The sequence below is a fragment of the Streptomyces sp. cg36 genome (assembly GCF_041080675.1).
In the GTDB taxonomy this organism is placed as follows: Bacteria; Actinomycetota; Actinomycetes; order Streptomycetales; family Streptomycetaceae; genus Streptomyces.
The window spans coordinates 7271844-7291577 of record NZ_CP163520.1 but is presented as its reverse complement, the minus strand read 5'-3'; the positions used below and the strand labels follow the sequence as shown (position 1 = coordinate 7291577).

Below are 19734 nucleotides of genomic sequence, written 5' to 3'. Positions count from 1 at the left end.
GCTCAGTCGCGGCGCCCGCGCGGTACCGCGAAGTCGGTGAGCAGGGCGGTGCCGGGGGCGACGTCGGACCAGGAGCCGCGCCGGGTGAGCACGGCGATCGCCGACGTGGGGAACTTGGTCCCGGCCCGCTCCAGGGTGTCGCCGAGCGCCTCGCCGGTGAGCAGCAGGGTCAGGTCCTGGACGCCGGGGTTGTGCCCGACCAGGAGCAGGGTGCCGATGTCGGCGGGCACTTCCCGTACGGCGTCGAGCAGTTCGGGTCCGCCCGCCCCGTACAGCCGGGCCTCGTGGCGCACCGGCGGCGGGCTGCCCAGCTCGGCCGCGGCCAGCTCCCAGGTCTCGCGGGCGCGGCGGGCGGTGGAGCACAGGACGAGGTCGGGCAGGCAGTCGGCGGCGCTGAGCCAGCGCCCTGCGGCCGGGGCGTCGCGCAGCCCGCGCGGCCCCAGCGGCCGGGCGTGGTCGGACACGCCGTCGGGCCAGGCCGACTTGGCGTGCCGCAGGACGACCAGCCGCCGCAGCGGGCTCACGGCCGGGTCCGGGTGGCGGGCGAGCGGCCGATCTCGCGGGTCAGCTCCAGGGCGAGGACCCGGTCGAGCCGGGCGAACGTCTCGAACCTGGCGCCCGCCGGTACGTCGCCGTCGGCCTCCAGCTCCTCCAGGAGGCGCAGCGCCGTACGGGTGTCGAGGCCGTCCTCCAGGGCGGCGCGGGCGGTGTTCACCAGGTCCGCGCGGAGCGGTTTGGAGGGCTCCTCGGCCCAGGCCGCGACGGCGGCCCGCCACCGCGCCAGCGCCGTCCGAGCGCCGTCGAGCGCCTGCCGGGTGAGCTCGGCCGGCTCGTGGTGGGGCCGGTCGAGGAGCAGCAGGCGCAGCGCGAGCGCGTCCTCGTCGTCGCTGTCACCGGCCCCGGCCCCGGTCAGGCGCGCCGGGGCGACCGCTGCGAAGGCGGCGCCCCCGCCGCCGTAGGGGCCGCTGCCCAGAGTCAGGACCGGCGGGCCGCCGAGGGCGTCGGAGATCTCCCGCGCGGTGCCCGCGGCGTCGGCGGGCCGGATGCCCGCGGCGCCCGCGCCCGGGACGTCCGGCCCGGTCCGGCCCGTCAGCACGGCCCGGCCGCGCAGCTCCACCACCCGGGCGAGGACATCGGCCGCCAGCAGCACCCGCAGACCGGTCAGATCGCCCGGACCGTCGGCCTCCGGCACCTGGGCGCAGATCCGCAGGGGTCCCCGGCCGGTCAGATGATCCACGATGCGCAGCACACCCCGAGCCTAGGCGCTGCGCCCGCCGGTGGCACGGGATGGCACCGGCACATCCGGCGTGTGCCCGAAAACGCCCCCCGGTCGGCCGGGGAGCGCCCGGTGCGGCCACCGGCCGCCGCCACGTGGTGACCCGGACGGCCGAGGGGCGCGGTGGCCGCTCCCGTGCGGGAGCGGCCACCGGCCCAGTCGGTCGGTGGCTCGGTCAGTCGTCGCTGCTCACGGTCGGGGGCGGATAGCTCATGCTGGTTCACCTCCTCTGGACGGGACGGCACCGCACTCGAAGCTAGCCGCAGACGTCCGCCCGGGGGCCCGCAATCGCGTACGGGGGTGCGGTTCAGGTCACCGTGAAGCCGTGGCGGGCGCCGAGCCTGGTGAGGGAGTCACGGCCGGGGATGCCGTCGGCGTCCGGGCCCGAGTAGCCGCAGCGCACCTGCCAGGCGGAGTACGCCGTCTTGGTCTTGGTGCCGAACGAGCCGTCCACCCAGGTCCCCGCCAGCAGCCCCTCGGCCTGGAGGGCGCGCTCCACCACCAGCACCTCGGCGCGGTAGGTGGTGCCGCCCTGCGGAAGGCCCGGGTCGCGCTGCGCGGCGGCGACGACATGGGCGAGGGAGACCTTCGGCGCCGGGGGCGCACCGGCGAAGCCGGGCCAGGAGCCGGGGTCCTGATGGGTGTTCTCGGGCACCTGCTGGTGTCCGTACCAGCCGCCGTGCGTCTCCCACACCCGCTCGTCGCGGTGCGAGGTGAAGTCCACGGGCCGTCCCATGGGCCAGGTGTCGGGCACGCCCCAGGACCGCACCCAGGCGTTGAGCGCCGCCCAGCCGGCGCAGGGGGTGTCCACCAGCCGGGCGTAGACCTCGCCGCCGACCCGGCAGTACGGGAAGAAGTGCGACTCGATCTGGATGACCACCTTGCCCGCTCTGTTGGTGCGGGTGCCCCCGGCTAAGTCGACCAGGGACTTCGAGCGCGAGTCCGCCGGGAAGAACTGGGTGAACGCGCCGGTGAACGGCGACCACAGCACGTGCGGGGCGGACCCCTTGCCGTCGGGGTTGCGGCCGAACCAGTCCTGGAGGTTGCCGTAGGGCACCTGGTCCTGGGGGTGGGCGGCGGTGGCGTTCTTGTCCCAGGTGATGTGGGCGATCGCCTTGGCGGGGTAGGCGGCGTCGGTGGGAGCGTGGTCGCCCACGTCGATTCGTTCGGCTCCGGGCAGCCAGAGATCGGGCATCGGCGGTACCTCCAGGGCGGGCCCCGGTGCGACGGGACCCGTGAGGGATCGGTGGGGGGAGCCGGCTGGGGACGGCGAAGCCGAAGGCCCCCGCGGACGCGCCCCGTCCGAGGTCTTCCGTCACTCCCGTCGACCAGCCGGTGAGGTCGAGGCGGGGTTGGCCTGTCATGAACAGTGTTGCGCGCCCCGGCCCCGCCGAAACGGACGATCAGCCGCCTTGGTAAGGGCTTGCCCTTCCCGGCCGTGCGGGCCCCGCCGCCGCCCCCCGGCCACCTGCGCCGTTCGTCACCGGCGCCCGCCCGCGTCCGGCGGGCAGCCGTGGGCCGCCCGGTGTCCGGGCGCCCGGTACGGTTCGCAACACCGCCCCCACCAGCCCCTTCCGTGCCGCTGTGCACAATCCGGCAAGGCCCGCGCACGCATCGTCAAGGACATCTCTAGTCGCGCCTCGTTGAATGAGGCACAAGTCGACCAGGAGGGGGCAGGCAGTTGAACACGCCAGCGCGAGCGGACCACCGATCGGCCCATGCCGACACCTTCGTACGGGACCATCTTCCAGCCGCGCCACTCCAGCCCGACCTGCTCCTCGGCATGCCCTCCCTGCGCTTCCCCGCCCGGCTGAACTGCGCCTGGGAACTCCTTGAGGGATCCGGCACGTTGGACCGTTCACCCCGTACGGCGCTGCTCTCACCGCACGGAGTGCGCTGGACCTATCGCGAGCTGACCGTGAAGGTCGCCCGGATCTTCCACGTCCTGACCGAGGACATGGGCCTGGTGCCGGGAAACCGGGTGCTGCTGCACGGCGCCAACACCCCGATGCTGGCGGCGATCTGGCTCGCGGTGGTCCGGGCGGGCGGGGTCGTGGTGGCGGCGGCGCCCACCGTGCGGGCCGACCGGCTCGGCGAGGTGATCGACAAGGCGCGGGTCACGCACGCCCTGTGCGAGTGGGGGCTGCGCCCGGAGCTGGAGTCGAGCGGGCGCACCCCGCGGACACTGAGCTACGGCGATCCGCACGCGGACGCCAGTCTGGAACGGGCGATGCTGGGCAAGCCCGACTGGTCCCTGCCGGTCGACACCGCCGCCACCGACCCCTGTCTGATCGCCTTCACCGCGGGCACGATGGACACGCCGAAGGCCACGGTGCACTCGCACCGCGATGTGATGGCCGCCTGCCGCTCCTTCCCCGAGCACGTCCTCAAGGCCACCGCCGACGACCGCTTCATCGGCTCCCCGTCGCTGGCCGACACCTACGGCCTGGGCGGCCTGCTGCTCTTCCCGCTGCACCTCGGCGCCTCGACGGTCCTGCTCGACACCTCCTCGCCACGCCAACTCGCGCGGTCCATCGGCGAGTTCGGCGCCACCGTGTGCTTCAGCGGGCCCGCCCGCTACCAGGCGATCTGCGCCGACACCACCCCGTACGACCTGTCCACGCTGCGCGAGTGCGTCTCGTCCGGCGAGCCGCTGGAGCACGAGACGCGGCGCAGATGGAAGCAGCGCACCGGCAACAGCCTGATCGACGGGCTGAGCTCCACCGAACTGCTCCACGTCTTCGTCTCCATGCGCGGCGAGGAAGCCTGGCGCCGCCCCGGGGCGATCGGGCGGCCCGTGCCCGGCTATCTCGTCGCCGTCATCGACGGGTCCGGGCGCCCCCTGCCGCACGGCGAGGTCGGCGCGCTCGCCGTGAAGGGCCCCACGGGCTGCCGCTATCTCGACGACGAGCGCCAGCGCGACGCGGTGCGCAGCGGCTGGACGTTCACCGGGGACGCCTGCTGGGCCGACGAGGAGGGGTATCTCTACCACCACTCCCGCACCGCCGCCCCGCTCAGCGGTCCAGGGCTGCCTCGCGATAGTCACGCGGGCTGATCCCGTACGCCGCCCGGAAGGCCCGGCTGAAGTGGGACGGTTCGACGAATCCCCAGCGGGCGCCTGTCGCGTGGACCGGGCGGCGGCGCAGCCCCGGGTCGGCCAGGTCCCGGCGGCAGCGCTCCAGGCGCCGGGCCCGGATCCAGGCGGCGACCGTGGTGCCGCGCGAGTCGAAGATCTGGTGGAGGTGGCGCACCGAGATCCGGTGCGCGGCGGCCACGGTCGCCGGGGACAGGGAGGGGTCGGCCAGATGCCGGTTGATGTAGTCGCAGACCTCCACCCGGAGCGCCTGTCTGCGCGACTCCGGAGTCATCCGGTCCTGTCCGGCCAGGCGCCGTCCGAGCACGGCGGCGAGCAGGTCGACGGTGACCGCCGCCAGCGCCGGGACGTCCTCGCGGGTGCACTCCTCGGCGCGGACGTCGAGGTCGGCGAGCCAGCGCCCGAAGACCCCGCCGAGGCCCCGGTCGGCGGCGATCGGCACGGCCGCGACGCGCTGGACCGCGTCGGAGGGCAACGGCAGCCGGGTCCGGGGCAGTTGGACCACGGTCATCGACGACAGCTCGCCGGAGAACCGGCCCGTGAACGGCCGGCTGCTGTCCACCAGGACCAGCTCCCCCGGCCGCACGGACCGCTCCCGGCCGCCGTGCGCGACCTGGGCGGCTCCTCGCAGCAGCACGTTGACCTGGTAGACCTCGGGGTCGTCCTGCCGAATCAGCTTGGGGGTGCGGGCTATCTCCACATGCGGATAGGTGAGCGTGGACACCCGCACCTCTCCGAGGTCCAGGACCCTGAGCCGGGCGCGGAAGTCGTCCGGGCACTCGGTGCGCAGCCAGTTGCGCACATGGGACTGCCCGGCCAGTTCCGTCCACAGCGCGAAGCGCTCCCCCGCCGGAACGACCGTGGTGCTGAACTCGCTCCTCAGACCCATCTCACACCCCCGCTGTGCCAGACGTCCGACGCGGCGCGAGCCTGGCACAGGCGTTCGCCCGGCGTCGAGCGGGTGATCAGCCATCAACGGCTGTTTTCCACCCAACTTTTCCCCCACGGCCCCCTGCCGCCCCAGCCAAAATGCGTTGCTCCGGCCCCCGGTCGTCCACGAGGCTTCGGTCCATGTCCGAGACCAGCAGCAGCGCCTCCGGTGTGTCCGCCCTCTTCTCCCACGGCCGTCTCACGGCCATCCCGCGCAAGGCGGCCCGCCGCGAGCAACTGCTAGTCCACCTCAAGGACACCCTGTTCGAGCCCGGCCGGTCCTACAGCGAGCCCGAGGTGAACGAGGCGCTCCGCACCGTCCACGACGACTACCCGGCGCTGCGCCGCTATCTCGTCACGGCGGGTCTGCTGACCCGGACCCGGGACGGAGGCAGCTACCGGCGGGCCGCCTGACCGGCCGTCCGGCGCCCGTGGAGGGCGCCGGACGGCGGGGCGTCACGCCTTCGGGTCCTCGAAGGTCACCTCCGGGTTCCCGGCGGTCGGGCCGTCCAGCACGGGCCGCGCGATCCCCCGCAGGTGCTGGTCGAAGAACGCGGCGACATAGGTGCGGGTGATGTCGAGGGCCCGTGCCTCGGGCAGCGGCGGCTGCGGCAGGCCGAAGTGCGCCTGCGTCAGCGGGGCGTCGGTGAAGGTGTAGTGCTCCGAGCCCGCCACGGTGATCCAGCGCTTCCAGCCGTCGAGCCGCGGCCAGGTCCGGTCCCAGGTGCCGTCCGGGCCGCCGGGGCGGTGGTCCCCGGTGCCGAGCATCATGAAGGGGCGCCCGCCGAGCCCGCGGGGCAGCTCGTCCCAGAACGCGCCGTCCATGTTGACGCCCGCCCGCACACGGGAGTCGCCCGCCATCGTCGACGCCGCACTGGCGCCGCCTATGGAGTGGCCGGCCATGCCGATGCGGCGCTGGTCGATCATGCTCGCGTACCGCCAGAACGAGTGGCGGCCGGTGAGCCGGTCCAGGACGAAGGAGACGTCCCCGGCGCGGGTCGCCGTCACGACGCTGCCCGACACCCCTCCTTCACCGACCGCCGTGCAGGCCAGACAGGTCAGCGTCCGGCCGCCGGGGACGGAGATCCCGTACGACTCGTACGCGTGGTCCACGGAGGCGACCACATAGCCCCGGGAGGCGAGGTCCTCGGCGAGGGCGGTCATCGTGTAGCGGGATCCGCCGAAGCCGGGCGAGAGCACGATCAGCGGATGGCTGCCGCCCGCCGGGCGGGCGTCGGGGCGGCTGTTGGTGCGGGTGGCGCTCAACACCTCCGCCGGGACGGCCTTCTCCATGCCCATCCCCTTGACCAGGAGCGCGGTCTCGGCGGTGGTGGCGTACGGCGCGACGGGGCCGGGGCCGCCGGAGCGGGCCGCCGGGTAGTGCAGGGTGAGCATCAGCTCGCGGGACTTCGCCGCCGGGTTCCAGGGGTCCTTGCGGGAGTGGTCGACGAGGTGGAAGACGGAACTGCCCACCCCGTACTCCCCGGTGGGGCGCGGCAGGGTCATCGGTGCGGCGACGGGGGCGGGTGACGGCGCGGGCGCGGCCGGCTGTCCGGACGAGGCGGTCGCGCCCGGCGCCGCCGACGCGCCGCTCGCGGCTGCGAGCGGCAGCGCGAGGGCGAGCGAGAGCGTGACGGCCGTGGCCGCCCTGGTGACGGTGATCATGAGGTGACTGTAGAGCGGGCACGCCGGTCGGCGCGTCCGCCGCCGGTCGTCATTCGCCGGCCGCCGCGTCCACCCCAGGGTGGTGCGCGCGTCCACCCCGGGTCTGGCGCCGGTGCGCCGACCGGCGCGTTCGCGGCGCCAGTTGCGACCACCGGTGCGCGGGCGGAGGGTGGAGGAGCGAGCGGGCGCCGGGCACGCATGCCCCGGGGCCGCTCCCGCCACCTCGACAAGGCCGGGCTCCAGCGGGCGCTCGGCGGGAAGTGATCGCCACGGCGCCCGACCCGGCGAGCCGATATACTCAGTGTAGCCACGAGGGCACGCACAGCCATGCCGCGCTTGCCGGGATGGATGCGGGGTACCCGGCATTCCGGGAAAATGGTGATGCAGGCAGCCGCCAAGCGCTAGTGATCGGCATCAGCGATGGACAGGACAACCACGGTCCCGGCCTCCAGGGCCTCCTCCAGTGCCTCGGTGTTCGGGGCACCGTGCTGGGTGAGCCTGATGGCCCGGGACCTGGCACCCGCGCTCGACTTCTACGGCGCGGTCTTCGGCTGGACCTTCCGGCACGGACGGCTCGGCGAGCAGTTCCGGGCCGCCCTCGACCACGGCGAGCCGGTGGCCGGGATCGGGGCCCTCGCGCCGGAGCTCCAGGTGGCGGTGGCCTGGACGCCGTACTTCGCGGTCGAGGACGCCGACGTGACCGCCGCGCGGATACGCGAGCGCAGCGCCACCGTGGCGGTGGGGCCCGTCGCGTTCCAGACCGGGCGCGGCGCGCTGGCCGCCGACCGCGACGGCGCCGTCTTCGGCGTCTGGCAGGGCGAGCTCGTCGAGGACTGGGAGTCCTGGCGCGACCGCGAACCGGCCTGGCTGCGCCTGCGCACGCGCAGCGCCTTCGAGTCGGCGATCTTCTACGGCGAGGTCCTGGACTGGGCCAACGAGCGCGAGGGCTGCTGCGACGTCCGGTACGAGGCCGAGGAGGTCGTCCTGCGGCACGGCGGCCACATCGTGGCCCGGCTCAGCTCGGGCGCCCTGGAGGCCGCCCCGGACCCGACCCTGCGCCCGCACTGGGAGGTCCACTTCCGCACCACGGACGTCCCCGCCAAGACCGCGACCGCCCGCGCCCACGGCGGCCTGGTCGTCGCCCAGGGCGCCGCCGAGGGCGGCCCCTGGGCCACCATCCGCGACCCCGACGGCGCCATCTTCACCATCGACACGCGCGCGTAGGCAGCGGCACACGTCCGCCGAACGTCGGCGCCCGAGGGTTCTTTTGCCTGGTCAGGGCGGTGACTAGACTGGAACCGTGCCATGCGTGTGAAGGTCGGACGGCGGATGGGGGGTGAGCGCCTTGCGCATCGGAGAGCTGTCAGAGCGCACCGGCATCCCCCGTCGGCTGCTGCGCTACTACGAGGAGCAGGGCCTGATCTCAGCGGCCCGCACGCCGAACGGCTACCGCGACTACGACGAGTCCTATGTGGACCGGGTGACCCAGATCCGGGGGCTGCTGGACGCGGGGCTGCCCACCCGGATCATCCAGCAGATCCTGCCGTGTCTGGACGGCCCCCGGGCGATCCACGTCCAGGACGCCACCCCGGAGATGATCGCCGCGCTGGAGCTCCAGCGCGACCGGATGACGGCCCGCATCGACTGCCTGGCCCGCAACCGGGACGCGGTGGCCCGCTACCTCGACGAGGTGCGCGGGCTCAGATCGGTGTCCGGCCGCCGTCCAGGGGCAGAAACGTCCCCGTGACCTTGCGCGAGAGGTCGCTGACCAGCACCACGACGGCGTCGGCCACGTCCTCGGCCAGGATCGGCACCGGCAGCGGAGTGCCCGCGGCGACGTGCTGGATCAGGGCCGCCTGGTGCGGGCCCGCGTTGGCGTCGGTGGGGACGAAGCCCGGCGCGACGGTGTTCACCCGGATGTTGTCCGGGGCCAACTCCCGTGCCAGCGCCCGGCCCACGGCGTCCTGGGCGGCCTTCGCCACCGAGATCTCGACCGGCACCGGATAGGGGTTGTGGGTGGTCGAGGCGCCGATGAGGACGATCGAGCCGCCCGCGCCGCGCCGCATCCCGGGGACGACGGCGTGGCAGCACAGGAGGGTGGCGTCCAGCTGGGCGGCGACCGCGTCCCGCACCGAGGCGACCCGCTCCAGCGTGTCGACGAACGAGCCGGACGTGTCGGCGCCCGCCCGCGCGCCGACGCGTTCGCTGCCGATCATGACGTTGCAGACCAGCACGTCGGGCGCGCCGAGTTCGGCCGTGGTGCGCTCCACCATGGCCAGGACCTGCGCCGGGTCGCTCACGTCGGCCTGGACCGCCACCGCACGGCCGCCGCTCTTGTCGATGCGGGCGACCACCTCCGCCGCCGCCCCGGCGCTGCGGAGGTAGTTCACCGCGACCGAGGCGCCGTGCGCGCCCAGCGCGCGGGCGACGGCGGCGCCTATGCCGCGGCTCGCGCCGGTCACCAGAGCGACCCGGCCCGCCAGTAATGACGACGACATCCCCATCTCCTCTTCGTCCGCACGGCGGTCGCGCTCCCGCTCCGGGCACCACCCGGCCGTCCCCGCCTGCCCGGCGGCGTCAGCTGCGCCAGCCGGATGACACTTTTGTGTACTTTCGGATATATCTGGGCGGTATTTCGTTATAGAGCTGGAATGATCTCCTCCGGCCTGTCCGACAGTCCGCCCGTCCCCTCCCACCCGGCCGGCCGGGCTCCGTCTACCTCACCGGGATGTTCCGCCCATGGCCGTCTTGTGCCGACCCGCCGTCGCCGTGCCCGAGCATGTGATCACCTCCGAGCAGACGCTGGACCTGGTCCGCACCGTCCACGCCGACCATCCCCAGCTCGCCCTGGCACTACGCCTGATCGAGAACACCGGAGTGGCCAAGCGCCACCTCGTACAGCCCCTGGAGGACACCCTCAAGCACCCCGGCTTCGAGGCGCGCAACAAGGTGTACGAGGCGGAGGCCAAGGCCCGCGTGCCCCAGGTGGTGCGGCAGGCGCTGGAGAGCGCGGAACTGACGGCGCGGGACATCGATCTGATCGTCTATGTGTCGTGCACGGGGTTCATGATGCCCTCCCTGACGGCCTGGCTGATCAACACCATGGGTTTCCGGCCAGAGACGCGCCAGGTCCCGATCGCCCAGCTCGGCTGCGCCGCGGGCGGCAGCGCGATCAACCGCGCCCATGACTTCTGCACCGCCTACCCCGGCTCCCATGTCCTCATCGTGGCCTGCGAGTTCTGCTCGCTCAGCTACCAGCCCGCCGACCTGGGCGTCGGCACCCTGCTCTCCAACGGGCTCTTCGGCGACGCGGTGGCCGCCGCCGTGGTGCGCGGCTCGGGCGGCCACGGCATCCGGCTGGAGCGCAACGGCTCCTATCTGGTCCCCGACACCGAGGACTGGATCGCCTACGCGGTACGGGAGACGGGTTTCCACTTCCTGCTGGACAAGCGGGTGCCCGGCACCATGGAGGCGCTGGCGCCGGTGCTCGGACGGCTCGCCGACCAGCACGGCTGGAACGCCTCGGACCTGGACTTCTACATCGTGCACGCCGGCGGCCCCCGCATCCTCGACGACCTGTGCCGCTATCTGAAGGTCCCCCAGGAGGCGTTCCGCTTCAGCCGGGCCACCCTCACCGAGTACGGGAACATCGCCAGCGCCGTCGTCCTCGACGCGCTCGGGCGGCTCTTCGACGAGGGCGGCGCCGAGCACCGGGCCAAGGGCCTCATCGCCGGGTTCGGCCCGGGCATCACCGCCGAAGTGGCGCTCGGACACTGGACCGCCGCCCCGGCCCCGGCACCGCGGACGGCGGTCCTCGCCGACGCGGCCGGGGCCCGTCCGCGTACGACCGAGAACCGTCCCCCCGCCGGCGGGACCGGAAGCGAAAGGATCGACATGGCAGAGCCGAAGACCCACTTCTGGTCCCCGCCGGACCTGCCCGGCCTGGAATTCGACCCGATGCTCGCCAAGCTGCTGCACGAGGAGCCGGTCGCCAAGGTCAGACTCCCCAACGGGGAGGGCCACGCCTGGCTCGCCACCCGCTACGACGACGTGCGGTTCGTCTCCGTCGACCCGCGCTTCAGCCGCCAGGCCGTGGTCGGACGCCAGGTCACCAGGCTCGCCCCGCACTTCATCCCGATGGACGGGGCCGTCGGCTTCGCCGACCCGCCGGACCACACCCGGATGCGCCGGGTGGTCGCCAGCGCCTTCACCGCCCGCTCGATGCGCCGGCTGCGCGAGCGCGCCCAGCACGTGATGGACGACCTGCTGGACCGCATGGAGCGCCAAGGCGGTCCGCTCGACCTGATGGCCCACCTCAACCGGCCGTTCCCGCTGGCCATGGTGTGCGCGCTGATGGGGGTGCCCGACGAGGACCAGTCCCGGATGGCGCACTGGTCGGACACCATCATCTCGGCCGCGCGCGGCCGGGAGGCGAGCGAGCGGGCCAAGGCCGAGATGGCCGCGTACTTCCACGAGCTGCTCGACCTGCGGCGCACCGAGCCGCGCGAGGACCTCGCGGGTGTGCTGGCCGAGGCGGTGGACGGCGGCGTCCTGGAGCTGGACGAGGCCGTCGGGCTCGCCGTGCTGATCCAGATCGGCGGCGCGCACGCGGTCCGCAACAACAGCGCGAACATGGTGTACGCGCTGCTCACCAAGCCCGGCCACCTGGCCCGGCTGCGCGCCGAGCCGGGGCTGGTGCCGCAGGCCGTCGAGGAGCTGCTGCGCTACATCCCGCACCGCAACGCGGTGGGCCTGTCACGGATCGCCCTGGAGGACGTCGAGGTGGGCGGGGTGCTGATCCCGCGCGGCGACCCGGTGTACGTCTCGTACCTGACCGCCAACCGCGACCCGCGGGTCTTCGCCGACCCGGAGCAGCTCGACTTCGACCGCGGCCACAACCCGCACGTCGCCTTCGGCCACGGACCGCACTACTGCCCCGGCGCCACCCTGGCCCGGATGGAGTCGGAGATCCTGCTGCGCTCGCTGTGGGACCGCTTCCCGGACCTGCGGCTCGCCGTGCCCGAGCGGGAGCTGGTGTGGGAGCGCGGGGCGCTGATCCGCGGCCCCAAGGAACTGCCGGTCACCTGGTGACGGGCGGCGGGCGGCCGGGCGGCACGGCGCCCCGGCCGTCCCTGGCCACTCGTACCGACCCCCCACCCCCGTACCGAGAGGAGACAGCCGTGGACGATCTCGACCCCCGCCCCCGCCCGGCCGACGGTCTGGTGATCCCGCCGGGCGGCGGGCGGACCATCCGGACCGCCGCCCAGCAGGTGACGTTCAAGGTCACCGGCGCGCACTCGACCGTGGCCTCCACCTTCGAGGTGGTGGTGCCGCCCGGCTTCGACGTGGGCGCCCACGCCCACAGCCGCAGCGAGGAGCTCTTCTACCTCCTGGAGGGCGAACTCGACGTGATGGCCTTCGAGCCGAAGGTCCGCACCCTCGACGACTGGCGGGAGTGGGAGTCGCCGTCCGGGCAGCGCCACATCCGGGCGACGGCCGGGACGATGATCCTGGTCCCGCCCGGCTGCCCGCACGCGTTCGCCAACCCGACCGGCAGCCCCGCCCGCATGCTGTTCCAGGCCGCCCCTCCCCCGGACCACGAGCGCTACTTCGAGGAGCTCCTCGACATCCTCAACAGCGGCGGCGCGATCGACCCGGCCGCCATCGCCGAGCTGCGCGTCCGGTACGACATCGAGCAGCTCACCCCCCTGCGCCACGCACCGCCCGCCGAGGCGCCGCTGACGGGGGCGCGGGTGACGTCATGAGCGAGGACGTACGCACCGGTCCCGCGCCGGGCGCCGACGCGGCCGGGGCGCACTTCTGGCCGGTGGAGCACCTGGACGCGCTGGAGTTCGACCCGCTGCTGCACCGGCTGCTGCGCGAGGAGCCGGTGGCCCGGGTGCGGATGCGCTTCGGCGAGGGGACCGCCTGGCTGGTGACCCGCTACCAGGACGTCAAGGAGGTCACCTCGGACGCCCGGTTCAGCCGGGCGCTGACCGTCGACCGGCCGGTGACCGGCATGACCCCGCACACGGTGGCACCGGCCGGCGGCATCGGCCGCACCGATCCGCCCGACCACACCCGGCTGCGGCGGCTGCTCGCCCGGACCTTCAACCGCAAGCGGGTGGCGACCCTGCGGGTGGCGGCCGAGGCGATCGCCGAGGAGCTGGTCGGCGGGATGCTGGCGCAGGGGCCGCCGGCCGATCTCGCGGGCCGGGTGACCGGCCCGATGCCGGAGCGGGTGATCGGCGCGCTCCTCGGGGTGCCCGCCGCCGACCTCGGGCGGCTCCAGGAGTGGCGGGCCGTGATCCTCTCCAGCGACCACACCCTGGAGGAGGGCAACGCGGTCAAGGGCGAGATCGCCGGGTACTTCCGGCAGTTGGCCGGACACCGCCTGGAGCATCCGGGCGACGACCTGTTCAGCGAGCTGGTCGCGGCCCGCGCCGAGGGCGCCCTCAGCGGCCCCGAGCTGATCTCGCTCGCCGTGATGATCGTCCTCAACGCCCTGGACCAGGTCCGCAACCAGTGCTCCACCATGGTGTACGCCCTGCTGACCCACCCCGAGCAGCTGGCCCGGCTGCGGGAGGAACCGGAGCTGCTGCCCACCGCCATCGAGGAGTTGCTGCGGTTCATCCCGCAGCGCAACGGCGTGGGACTGCCCCGGATCGCCACCGAGGACGTGCCGGTGGGCGACGTCGTGGTCCGGGCGGGCGACGCGGTGTACGTGTCGTACCTGGCCGCCAACCGCGACCCGCAGGTGTACAGCGCGCCGGACCGGCTCGACCTCGCCCGCGACGAGTCCCCCAACCTCGCCTTCGGCCACGGCGCCCACTACTGCCTGGGGGCGTCGCTGACCCGGATGCAGTGCGAGGTCATCCTCGCCACGCTGCTGCGCCGGGCGCCCGGACTGCGTCTCGCGGTGGCGCCGGAGGAGGTGCGCTGGCGGCGCGGCTCGATCAACCGGGGCCCGGAGACGCTGCCCCTTGCCTGGTGAGGGCGGGGGCGCGAGGGTGGCCCGATGACCTCTTCCGAGTTCGGCCCTCCGCTGTCCCCGTCCGTCCGGCACGACTTCCTGGTCCTGGCCCGCTCGGTCCCGGCGCTGCTGCGCGACCCGGCGGTCGAGGCGGCCTGGGCCGGGCCGAGCGCGCTGGCGGAGTTCGGCGTCGGCGCGCTGGCGGGCCATCTGGCGTACCAGATCCTGTCCGTCCCCGAGGCGCTGGCCGCGCCCGTGCCCGAGGAGCCGGTGGTGTCGCTGCTGGGGCACTACGAGCGGGTGGAGTGGATCGGGGCGGGGCTCGACGACGAGATCAGCGTACGGATCAGGAGCGGTGGCGAGCAGGACGCCGCCGTCGGCCCGCACGCCCTGGCGGACCGGGTCGACTCGGCGGTGGCCGAGTCGGCGGTCGCCCTGGCGGCGGCCGGGAACCGTCCGGTGCGCATCGGGCTGTGGGGCCCGTGGTCGCTGCGGCTCGACGACTTCCTCACCACCCGCATGATGGAGATCGCCGTGCACAGCGACGACCTGGCGGTCAGCACGGGCATCGCCGCCCCGGTCCTGCCGCCGTCCGCCACGGACACCGTGATCGATCTGCTCGCCCGGCTCGCGGCGCGCCGCCACGGTCCGACGGCGGTGCTGCGCGCGCTCAGCCGCGCGGAGCGCGCCCCCGGGACGATCGCCGCGTTCTGACGAACCGTCACATCTACCGTGCCGTCATATCGCCCATGAATCAGGGCACTTCCCGGTGACCGAGGTATATGCATACCGCAAAGGTTTACCCCCTTTCACCACGGTGGTTTGACGCCCCGGGCGGGGTGCCGGACCCACCATGGGTGCGCGTGGCGACGACCTGCCACGGCCGAAGAAGGGGGAACGACATGTTCGACCTGCGCAGGGGCACGCTCGCGGGCCTGCTGGTGGCGGTGTGCGCGGTGACGGGAACCGGTGTCGTGCAGGCGACCGCGGCCGAACGGCCCGCGGTGCGGGGCACGTACGGCGTCGACGCCAACAGCAATGTGCGCACCACGCCGCACGTGCGCAAGGGCACCGTCGTGTACACCACGACGCGCAGCCGCCCGATGGACGTGGACTGCTGGACGCGCGGCGACGACGTCAACTCCGGCGGACACCACACCAACGTCTGGTACAGCGGGGCGGTGTGGACCGGCAGCCGCTACCTCGACGACGTGTACGTGTGGGGCGGCAACGTCAACACCCCGCACGACCCGCCGCAGGGGCTGCCGCACTGCTGAGCGGACGGGCGGCGGTCGGCCGGATCACGGGGCCGGCCGACCGCCGCCGCAATCCCCCCCCTCAGCCCCCCGGACACCACCGGCCGACGTCGATTGCCGTCGGCCGGTGCGCATTTCACCGCTCCGGTCCGCTGTTCGTCCCGGTTCGGTGACCGCGCCCCACGCTCCCGCTGTGTGGCGGTACGGTCACCGTGCGTACCAGACCTCCGGGGGGACACCATGCGCAAGAGCCTGCTCGCCGCCGCCCTGACCGCCACCGCCTGCCTCGCCCTGGCCGCGTGCCAGAACGACACGGGCGCCAAGTCGCCGTCCGCCACCACGCCCACGACCACCGCCCCGTCGCCCACCGCCCCGCCCGCGGCCGACCCCGGCGGCGGCTCCGGCACCGACCCCTCGCCCGGCACCGTCGCCCAGGCCCTGGGCGAGCCGTCGCGGACGGTGGGAGCCAACACCGTGGGCATCCTGGAGATCACCCCGATGACCGTCGTCTACGTCAAGGAGGGCGGCGGCCGGACGTCGAAGTACGGCACGTTCGCCGTGGTGACGATGGACGAGAAGTCCCTGAGCGCCAACCCGGCCGCCGAGACCACCCTCGCCAAGGGCGGCGGCTGGCACTGGATCGCCCCCGACGGACGGCTCGTCGCCGCGGACGCGGGCAACGCCGCCCGGGTCGCGCTCGGCAAGTACGGCCACTACGGCCCCATCCAGCCGGGCGCCCACGAGGTGCGCGCCAAGGTCTTCGACCTCACGCCCGCACAGGCGGCGGGCGGCAGGATCAGCTACACGGACGGCACTGACTCCGCCGACCGCTGGTCGCTCCCGGCCAAGGACACCGGCCCCCAAGTGGCGGACGTGAAAGCCGAGTTGAATCACTGACCGTCTGACATGCTCCCGCCGCCCGGATACGGTGTTGCCGACGGGGCGGCACGGCGTACGGGGGGCGGGGCGCGATGACGGATTCAAGGGTGGGCGCACGGGCCTGGCTGATCGGCGGCGCGGCAGCGGCGGCGGCCGGCGCGGCCCTGGTGTGGGCGCCGGGCGGGGCGCTGTCCTGGTCCGGCGGGGTGGCCGCCGCGGCTGCCGCCGCCTATCTGAGCCAGGACCTCCCCCGCCGGGTCAGCGACCGGCTGGCGCGGCGCCGCGGCGCGTCCGCCGCCGTGACCCCGCCCCTGGTCTCGCTGCGGATCCGCAACCAGGACTACGTGGTGCTCGCCGACGGCGACCGGGTGGTGGAGGTCCCCGCCAGCGGGCACACCGTCCGCCTGGTCGTCACCGGGACGGGAGAGCTGCCCGTGGTGCTCACCGATCTGCGCGCCGAGGTGATCTCCCGCGCGGACCGCTCCGGGGACCTCTCACGGCACGCGGCCGAGGTTCCGGTACGGCGCTTCGAGGTGCTGCTCGACACGGACCCGCCCCGGGTGCGGGCCCTCGGGTCGAGCGACTTCCCGTACCAGGTGGCGCGCGACGAGGTGGAGGTGCTGGACCTGGAGGTGACCACGGACTCCGGTGACGTGCGGTGGGTGCTGTGGCTGGACTGGTCCTGCGCGGGCCGGGGCGGCAGCCTCCGGGTCGACCTCGGCGGACGCCCGCTGCGGACCGCCGCCCGCCACGCGCGACCGGCGCCGTGATGGCGTCGGCACGCGCCCTGCGCGCCGCGGCCCTGACCGCGACGGTTCCGCTGGTGGTGGGCGCGGCGGTGCTGCTCGCTGCCTCGGTGACGGCCTGGCAGCCATGGGCGGCCGTCGTCGTGGTCGGCGCGGTGTCCGCGGCCGTGGCCCTGCGCCGCGCCGCGTCCCCCGCGCCCCGCCCGGCCCCGGCGCCGAGGCCCGCGCCCGAGCCCGAGCCCGACAGCGGCGGCGGACTGATGTACGCGATGCAGCGGCCCGTGCGCGAGGTGGCGGCGTCCGGGCTGCCCGAGGACGTGCCGTACACCCTGCGGGTCACGACGCTCACCCATGTCGCGCTGCTCGGGCCGCCCGGCAGCGGGGCGGGCTCGGAAGCCGTGCACATTCCGCTGACCGGCCACAACCTGGTGCTCACCCTGACCGCCGAGGGCCCCGACGACGTCACCCTCGTACGGCTGGACGCGCGCGCCACCGAGCAGGTACCGCTCGTCGTGGACGGCATCAGCTTGGCGCACCGGAAGGTGCCCGAGATGGTGCTCAGCCCCGACCTGCTGGAGTCCCTGCAGCGCTCGGTGGCCGCGTACCGGCCGCTCGCCCGGCCCGACTTCGTGGTGCCGCTCGACGAGGGCCCGGTGGCGCCCCGTCCGCTGTCGCCCGCCGCGCCCGCGCTGCCGCTGACCGTGCGCGCGGGCGAGAGCGCCACCCTGGTGCTCGCCCCGGTGACCGCCGCCCCGCAGTGGCTGCGCTGGCGGCTGGAGGCCGAGGTCGTCTGCGCCGGGCGCACCGAGAGGCCGCACTGGCGGCTCGACCTGACCGGGCAGACCGGCACCACCACCTACCACCCCGGCGGCGGGCGCACCCCGGCCCCGGTGCACGAGCTGTTCCCGGACCACTTCGACCCGGCCAGGCCCGACCGGGTGCCGGGTACGGACGACGGGGAGCGCACCTTCGGGAGCGCCGCGCACACCTCGGCGGACGGCACGGCCGTGCTGCGGGGCCCGGCACGCTCCGGCCCCGACCCGGAGCCCCCGGATGCGGCGCGCCACCGCGAGCGGGGCGACCGGGAGCTGGCGGCGGGCCGTCACCGGGAGGCCGCGGCGGCCTACCGGGCCGCCGCCGACGCGGGCAGCGGACCAGCCGCCTTCGCCCTGGGCAAGCTGCTGCACGACCAGCGCGATCTGGCGGGCGCCGAGCGCTGGTACGCCCTCGCGGGCGAGCGCCGGGTGGCCGCCGCCTTCAACAACCTCGGCATGGTGGCGCTCCAGCGCGAGGACACGGCGGCGGCCGAGCGCTGGTACCGGCGCGCGATGGACCAGGGCGACTGGGCGGGCGCGGTCGGGCTCGGCGCCCTGGTGGCCCGGCGGGGCGACCACGCCCAGGCCGAGACGCTGTGGCGGCTCGCCGCCGCCAACGGGTATCCGAACGCGGCACAGAACCTCGCCGTGCTCCTCAACGGGCAGGGCCGCACCGCCGAGGCCGAGGAGCTGTGGACCCGCGCGGCCGGGGACGGCGACACCGAGTCGGCGGTGCACCTGGGGTTCCTGCGGCACGAGGCGGGCGACCCGGCGGGCGCCGAGCGCTGGTGGCGCGGGTCGGCCGAGCGCGGCAACAGCCGCGCCGCGTTCTATCTGGGCGCGCTCCTCGCCCGCGACGGCCGGGCGGAGGAGGCCGAGCGCTGGTGGCGGACGGCCGCCGAACGGCTCGGCGAGCCGGACGGCTTCACCGGCTCGCGCACCCCCCGCGGCTCCGGGTTCGTCCACTCCCTGCGACCGGCCGCCGACTCGGGCGAGGCGCTCTGCGCGGACCGGCTGGCGGAGCTGCTGTACGAGCGCGGTGAGCGGGCCGAGGCCGAGCGCTGGTGGACGGCGGCGGCCTCGGCCGGACACGTCGAGGCGGTGCTGCGGGTCGCCCAGATCGCCATGAACGACCACGACGACGTCGCCGGATGCCTGCGCTGGCTGCGGGTGGCCGTCGCCAGCGAGCGGACCCCGGCGGACCGGCTGGCCACCGCCGCCCAGGCGCTCCACTCCCTGGCGGGCGGGCTGTACGACCCGGTCCTGCCCGACAACTCCGAGGCGGTCGCCGCCTGCGCCCTGGCGGTCGAGGCGTACGAACGGCTGTACGGCCAGGACCCGGGCGCGCACGCGGAGGCGTACCGGAACGTGCTGAGCGACTTCGCCCGCGTCAATCTGGCGGTGGGCGACGCGACGGCGGCCAACGAGGCGTTCCGCAGGCTGGCCGCGGTGGCCGGAGGCACCGCCCCGCCGGCCCCCTGAGCCGGACACGGGGTGCCCGGGGAGCGGGTTCGACGGGCGGGGTGTCAGGATGGGGGCATGACGACCAAGGTCTACTTCGACATCACCATCAATGACGAGCCCGCCGGGCGGATCACGTTCAACCTGTTCGACGACGTGGTTCCCAAGACGGCGGAGAACTTCCGCGCGCTGGCCACGGGCGAGAAGGGCTTCGGCTACGCCGGGTCCTCGTTCCACCGTGTCATCCCCGCCTTCATGCTCCAGGGCGGTGACTTCACCCGGGGCAACGGCACCGGCGGCAAGAGCATCTACGGCGAGAAGTTCGCCGACGAGAACTTCAAGCTGAAGCACGACAAGCCGGGCCTGCTCTCCATGGCCAACGCCGGCCCGAACACCAACGGCTCGCAGTTCTTCGTCACGACCATCGTGACGGACTGGCTGGACGGCAAGCACGTCGTGTTCGGCGAGGTCGCCGACGAGACGAGCATGGCGCTCGTCAAGAAGATCGAGGGCCTCGGCTCCTCCAGCGGCGCCACCAAGGCGAAGATCACCATCTCCGCCTCCGGTCAGCTCTGACCGTTCCCCCTCGCCGGTACGCCGGGGGGCGCCGCGTTCGACGCGCGCCCCTCGGCGCCACCC

Annotated in this window: 19 protein-coding genes and 1 pseudogene; 14 read left to right on the top strand and 6 right to left on the bottom strand. The window is 74.4% G+C overall.

Annotation, left to right across the window (positions count from 1 at the left end):
• Positions 1 to 2: 2 nt before the first annotated feature.
• The 3 genes from AB5J87_RS32225 to AB5J87_RS32215 all read right to left on the bottom strand — a co-directional run bounded on the left by AB5J87_RS32225 (position 3) and on the right by AB5J87_RS32215 (position 2471).
• Positions 3 to 524 (bottom strand): histidine phosphatase family protein, encoded by a 522-nt coding sequence (locus AB5J87_RS32225; protein WP_369381874.1) that lies wholly within the window; start codon positions 522 to 524, stop codon positions 3 to 5.
• On the bottom strand, positions 521 to 1249 hold the full coding sequence (locus AB5J87_RS32220) for a hypothetical protein (protein WP_369381872.1): 729 nt from the start codon (positions 1247 to 1249) through the stop codon (positions 521 to 523). Before AB5J87_RS32220 ends, AB5J87_RS32225 begins: the two co-directional genes overlap by 4 nt.
• A 334-nt stretch (positions 1250 to 1583) precedes the next feature.
• Positions 1584 to 2471 carry a peptidoglycan-binding protein gene (locus tag AB5J87_RS32215; RefSeq protein ID WP_369381870.1) on the bottom strand — a complete coding sequence of 296 codons (888 nt, stop codon included), beginning with the start codon at positions 2469 to 2471 and terminating at the stop codon, positions 1584 to 1586.
• 486 nt (positions 2472 to 2957) lie between these two features.
• Here AB5J87_RS32215 and AB5J87_RS32210 point away from each other — a divergent pair, with 486 nt between their 5' ends.
• The gene (locus AB5J87_RS32210) at positions 2958 to 4331 is read left to right on the top strand and encodes an AMP-binding protein (protein WP_369381869.1); all 1374 of its coding nucleotides are present in this window, start codon (positions 2958 to 2960) and stop codon (positions 4329 to 4331) included.
• Here AB5J87_RS32210 and AB5J87_RS32205 read toward each other — a convergent pair.
• A complete protein-coding gene (locus tag AB5J87_RS32205) occupies positions 4291 to 5259 on the bottom strand; it encodes a helix-turn-helix domain-containing protein (protein WP_369381867.1) in 969 nt (322 codons plus the stop codon). The two genes, AB5J87_RS32210 and AB5J87_RS32205, sit on opposite strands and share 41 nt — an antisense overlap.
• Before the next feature lie 182 nt (positions 5260 to 5441).
• On the opposite strand from AB5J87_RS32205, the gene AB5J87_RS32200 reads away from it, so the two are divergent.
• Positions 5442 to 5714 carry a DUF2087 domain-containing protein gene (locus AB5J87_RS32200; protein ID WP_369381865.1) on the top strand — a complete coding sequence of 91 codons (273 nt, stop codon included), beginning with the start codon at positions 5442 to 5444 and terminating at the stop codon, positions 5712 to 5714.
• A gap of 42 nt (positions 5715 to 5756) precedes the next feature.
• Here the strand turns inward: AB5J87_RS32200 and AB5J87_RS32195 are convergent, their stop codons facing one another.
• Positions 5757 to 6965, bottom strand: coding sequence for an alpha/beta hydrolase family protein (locus AB5J87_RS32195; protein ID WP_369381863.1), 1209 nt, complete (start codon positions 6963 to 6965; stop codon positions 5757 to 5759).
• 420 nt (positions 6966 to 7385) lie between these two features.
• Here AB5J87_RS32195 and AB5J87_RS32190 point away from each other — a divergent pair, with 420 nt between their 5' ends.
• Both AB5J87_RS32190 and AB5J87_RS32185 read left to right on the top strand, forming a co-directional pair.
• Complete coding sequence (locus tag AB5J87_RS32190) at positions 7386 to 8189, top strand: VOC family protein (protein WP_369381862.1); 804 nt, start codon at positions 7386 to 7388, stop codon at positions 8187 to 8189.
• A gap of 121 nt (positions 8190 to 8310) precedes the next feature.
• Positions 8311 to 8712: a MerR family transcriptional regulator gene (locus AB5J87_RS32185; protein ID WP_369381860.1), complete on the top strand. Its 402-nt coding sequence runs from the start codon at positions 8311 to 8313 to the stop codon at positions 8710 to 8712.
• Here AB5J87_RS32185 and AB5J87_RS32180 read toward each other — a convergent pair.
• Positions 8666 to 9463 carry an SDR family NAD(P)-dependent oxidoreductase gene (locus tag AB5J87_RS32180; protein WP_369381859.1) on the bottom strand — a complete coding sequence of 266 codons (798 nt, stop codon included), beginning with the start codon at positions 9461 to 9463 and terminating at the stop codon, positions 8666 to 8668. The two genes, AB5J87_RS32185 and AB5J87_RS32180, sit on opposite strands and share 47 nt — an antisense overlap.
• 241 nt (positions 9464 to 9704) lie before the next feature.
• Here AB5J87_RS32180 and AB5J87_RS32175 point away from each other — a divergent pair.
• The 10 genes and pseudogenes from AB5J87_RS32175 to AB5J87_RS32130 all read left to right on the top strand — a co-directional run.
• Positions 9705 to 10745 (top strand): annotated as a pseudogene (locus AB5J87_RS32175) (type III polyketide synthase); the annotation flags it as partial.
• A gap of 114 nt (positions 10746 to 10859) precedes the next feature.
• Positions 10860 to 12056, top strand: a complete 1197-nt coding sequence (locus tag AB5J87_RS32170; protein WP_369383735.1) for a cytochrome P450 — start codon at positions 10860 to 10862, stop codon at positions 12054 to 12056.
• Positions 12057 to 12145: 89 nt separating this feature from the next.
• Positions 12146 to 12730: a cupin domain-containing protein gene (locus AB5J87_RS32165; protein ID WP_369381857.1), complete on the top strand. Its 585-nt coding sequence runs from the start codon at positions 12146 to 12148 to the stop codon at positions 12728 to 12730.
• Complete coding sequence (locus tag AB5J87_RS32160) at positions 12727 to 13959, top strand: cytochrome P450 (RefSeq protein WP_369381855.1); 1233 nt, start codon at positions 12727 to 12729, stop codon at positions 13957 to 13959. The genes AB5J87_RS32165 and AB5J87_RS32160 overlap by 4 nt, the downstream gene beginning before the upstream one ends.
• Positions 13960 to 13983: 24 nt before the next feature.
• On the top strand, positions 13984 to 14652 hold the full coding sequence (locus tag AB5J87_RS32155; protein ID WP_369381854.1) for a maleylpyruvate isomerase N-terminal domain-containing protein: 669 nt from the start codon (positions 13984 to 13986) through the stop codon (positions 14650 to 14652).
• 188 nt (positions 14653 to 14840) lie between these two features.
• Positions 14841 to 15215, top strand: a complete 375-nt coding sequence (locus AB5J87_RS32150) for a hypothetical protein (RefSeq protein ID WP_369381853.1) — start codon at positions 14841 to 14843, stop codon at positions 15213 to 15215.
• Positions 15216 to 15434: 219 nt separating this feature from the next.
• Positions 15435 to 16091, top strand: a complete 657-nt coding sequence (locus AB5J87_RS32145) for a hypothetical protein (protein ID WP_369381851.1) — start codon at positions 15435 to 15437, stop codon at positions 16089 to 16091.
• Positions 16092 to 16165: 74 nt separating this feature from the next.
• Positions 16166 to 16843 carry a hypothetical protein gene (locus AB5J87_RS32140; protein ID WP_369381848.1) on the top strand — a complete coding sequence of 226 codons (678 nt, stop codon included), beginning with the start codon at positions 16166 to 16168 and terminating at the stop codon, positions 16841 to 16843.
• Positions 16843 to 19116, top strand: coding sequence for a tetratricopeptide repeat protein (locus AB5J87_RS32135; protein ID WP_369381846.1), 2274 nt, complete (start codon positions 16843 to 16845; stop codon positions 19114 to 19116). The genes AB5J87_RS32140 and AB5J87_RS32135 overlap by 1 nt, the downstream gene beginning before the upstream one ends.
• Before the next feature lie 57 nt (positions 19117 to 19173).
• Complete coding sequence (locus tag AB5J87_RS32130; protein WP_369381845.1) at positions 19174 to 19671, top strand: peptidylprolyl isomerase; 498 nt, start codon at positions 19174 to 19176, stop codon at positions 19669 to 19671.
• The last annotated feature ends 63 nt before the right edge of the window (positions 19672 to 19734 follow it).

Excerpts from the sequence above, each read along its gene's own strand:
- AB5J87_RS32215 (WP_369381870.1), bottom strand. The coding sequence starts at position 2,471 with ATGCCCGATCTCTGGCTGCCCGGAGCCGAACGAATCGACGTGGGCGAC.
- AB5J87_RS32205 (WP_369381867.1), bottom strand. The coding sequence starts at position 5,259 with ATGGGTCTGAGGAGCGAGTTCAGCACCACGGTCGTTCCGGCGGGGGAG.
- AB5J87_RS32200 (WP_369381865.1), top strand. The coding sequence starts at position 5,442 with ATGTCCGAGACCAGCAGCAGCGCCTCCGGTGTGTCCGCCCTCTTCTCC.
- AB5J87_RS32195 (WP_369381863.1), bottom strand. The coding sequence starts at position 6,965 with ATGATCACCGTCACCAGGGCGGCCACGGCCGTCACGCTCTCGCTCGCC.
- AB5J87_RS32190 (WP_369381862.1), top strand. The coding sequence starts at position 7,386 with ATGGACAGGACAACCACGGTCCCGGCCTCCAGGGCCTCCTCCAGTGCC.
- AB5J87_RS32180 (WP_369381859.1), bottom strand. The coding sequence starts at position 9,463 with ATGTCGTCGTCATTACTGGCGGGCCGGGTCGCTCTGGTGACCGGCGCG.
- AB5J87_RS32170 (WP_369383735.1), top strand. The coding sequence starts at position 10,860 with ATGGCAGAGCCGAAGACCCACTTCTGGTCCCCGCCGGACCTGCCCGGC.
- AB5J87_RS32160 (WP_369381855.1), top strand. The coding sequence starts at position 12,727 with ATGAGCGAGGACGTACGCACCGGTCCCGCGCCGGGCGCCGACGCGGCC.
- AB5J87_RS32155 (WP_369381854.1), top strand. The coding sequence starts at position 13,984 with ATGACCTCTTCCGAGTTCGGCCCTCCGCTGTCCCCGTCCGTCCGGCAC.
- AB5J87_RS32150 (WP_369381853.1), top strand. The coding sequence starts at position 14,841 with ATGTTCGACCTGCGCAGGGGCACGCTCGCGGGCCTGCTGGTGGCGGTG.
- AB5J87_RS32145 (WP_369381851.1), top strand. The coding sequence starts at position 15,435 with ATGCGCAAGAGCCTGCTCGCCGCCGCCCTGACCGCCACCGCCTGCCTC.
- AB5J87_RS32140 (WP_369381848.1), top strand. The coding sequence starts at position 16,166 with ATGACGGATTCAAGGGTGGGCGCACGGGCCTGGCTGATCGGCGGCGCG.
- AB5J87_RS32135 (WP_369381846.1), top strand. The coding sequence starts at position 16,843 with ATGGCGTCGGCACGCGCCCTGCGCGCCGCGGCCCTGACCGCGACGGTT.
- AB5J87_RS32130 (WP_369381845.1), top strand. The coding sequence starts at position 19,174 with ATGACGACCAAGGTCTACTTCGACATCACCATCAATGACGAGCCCGCC.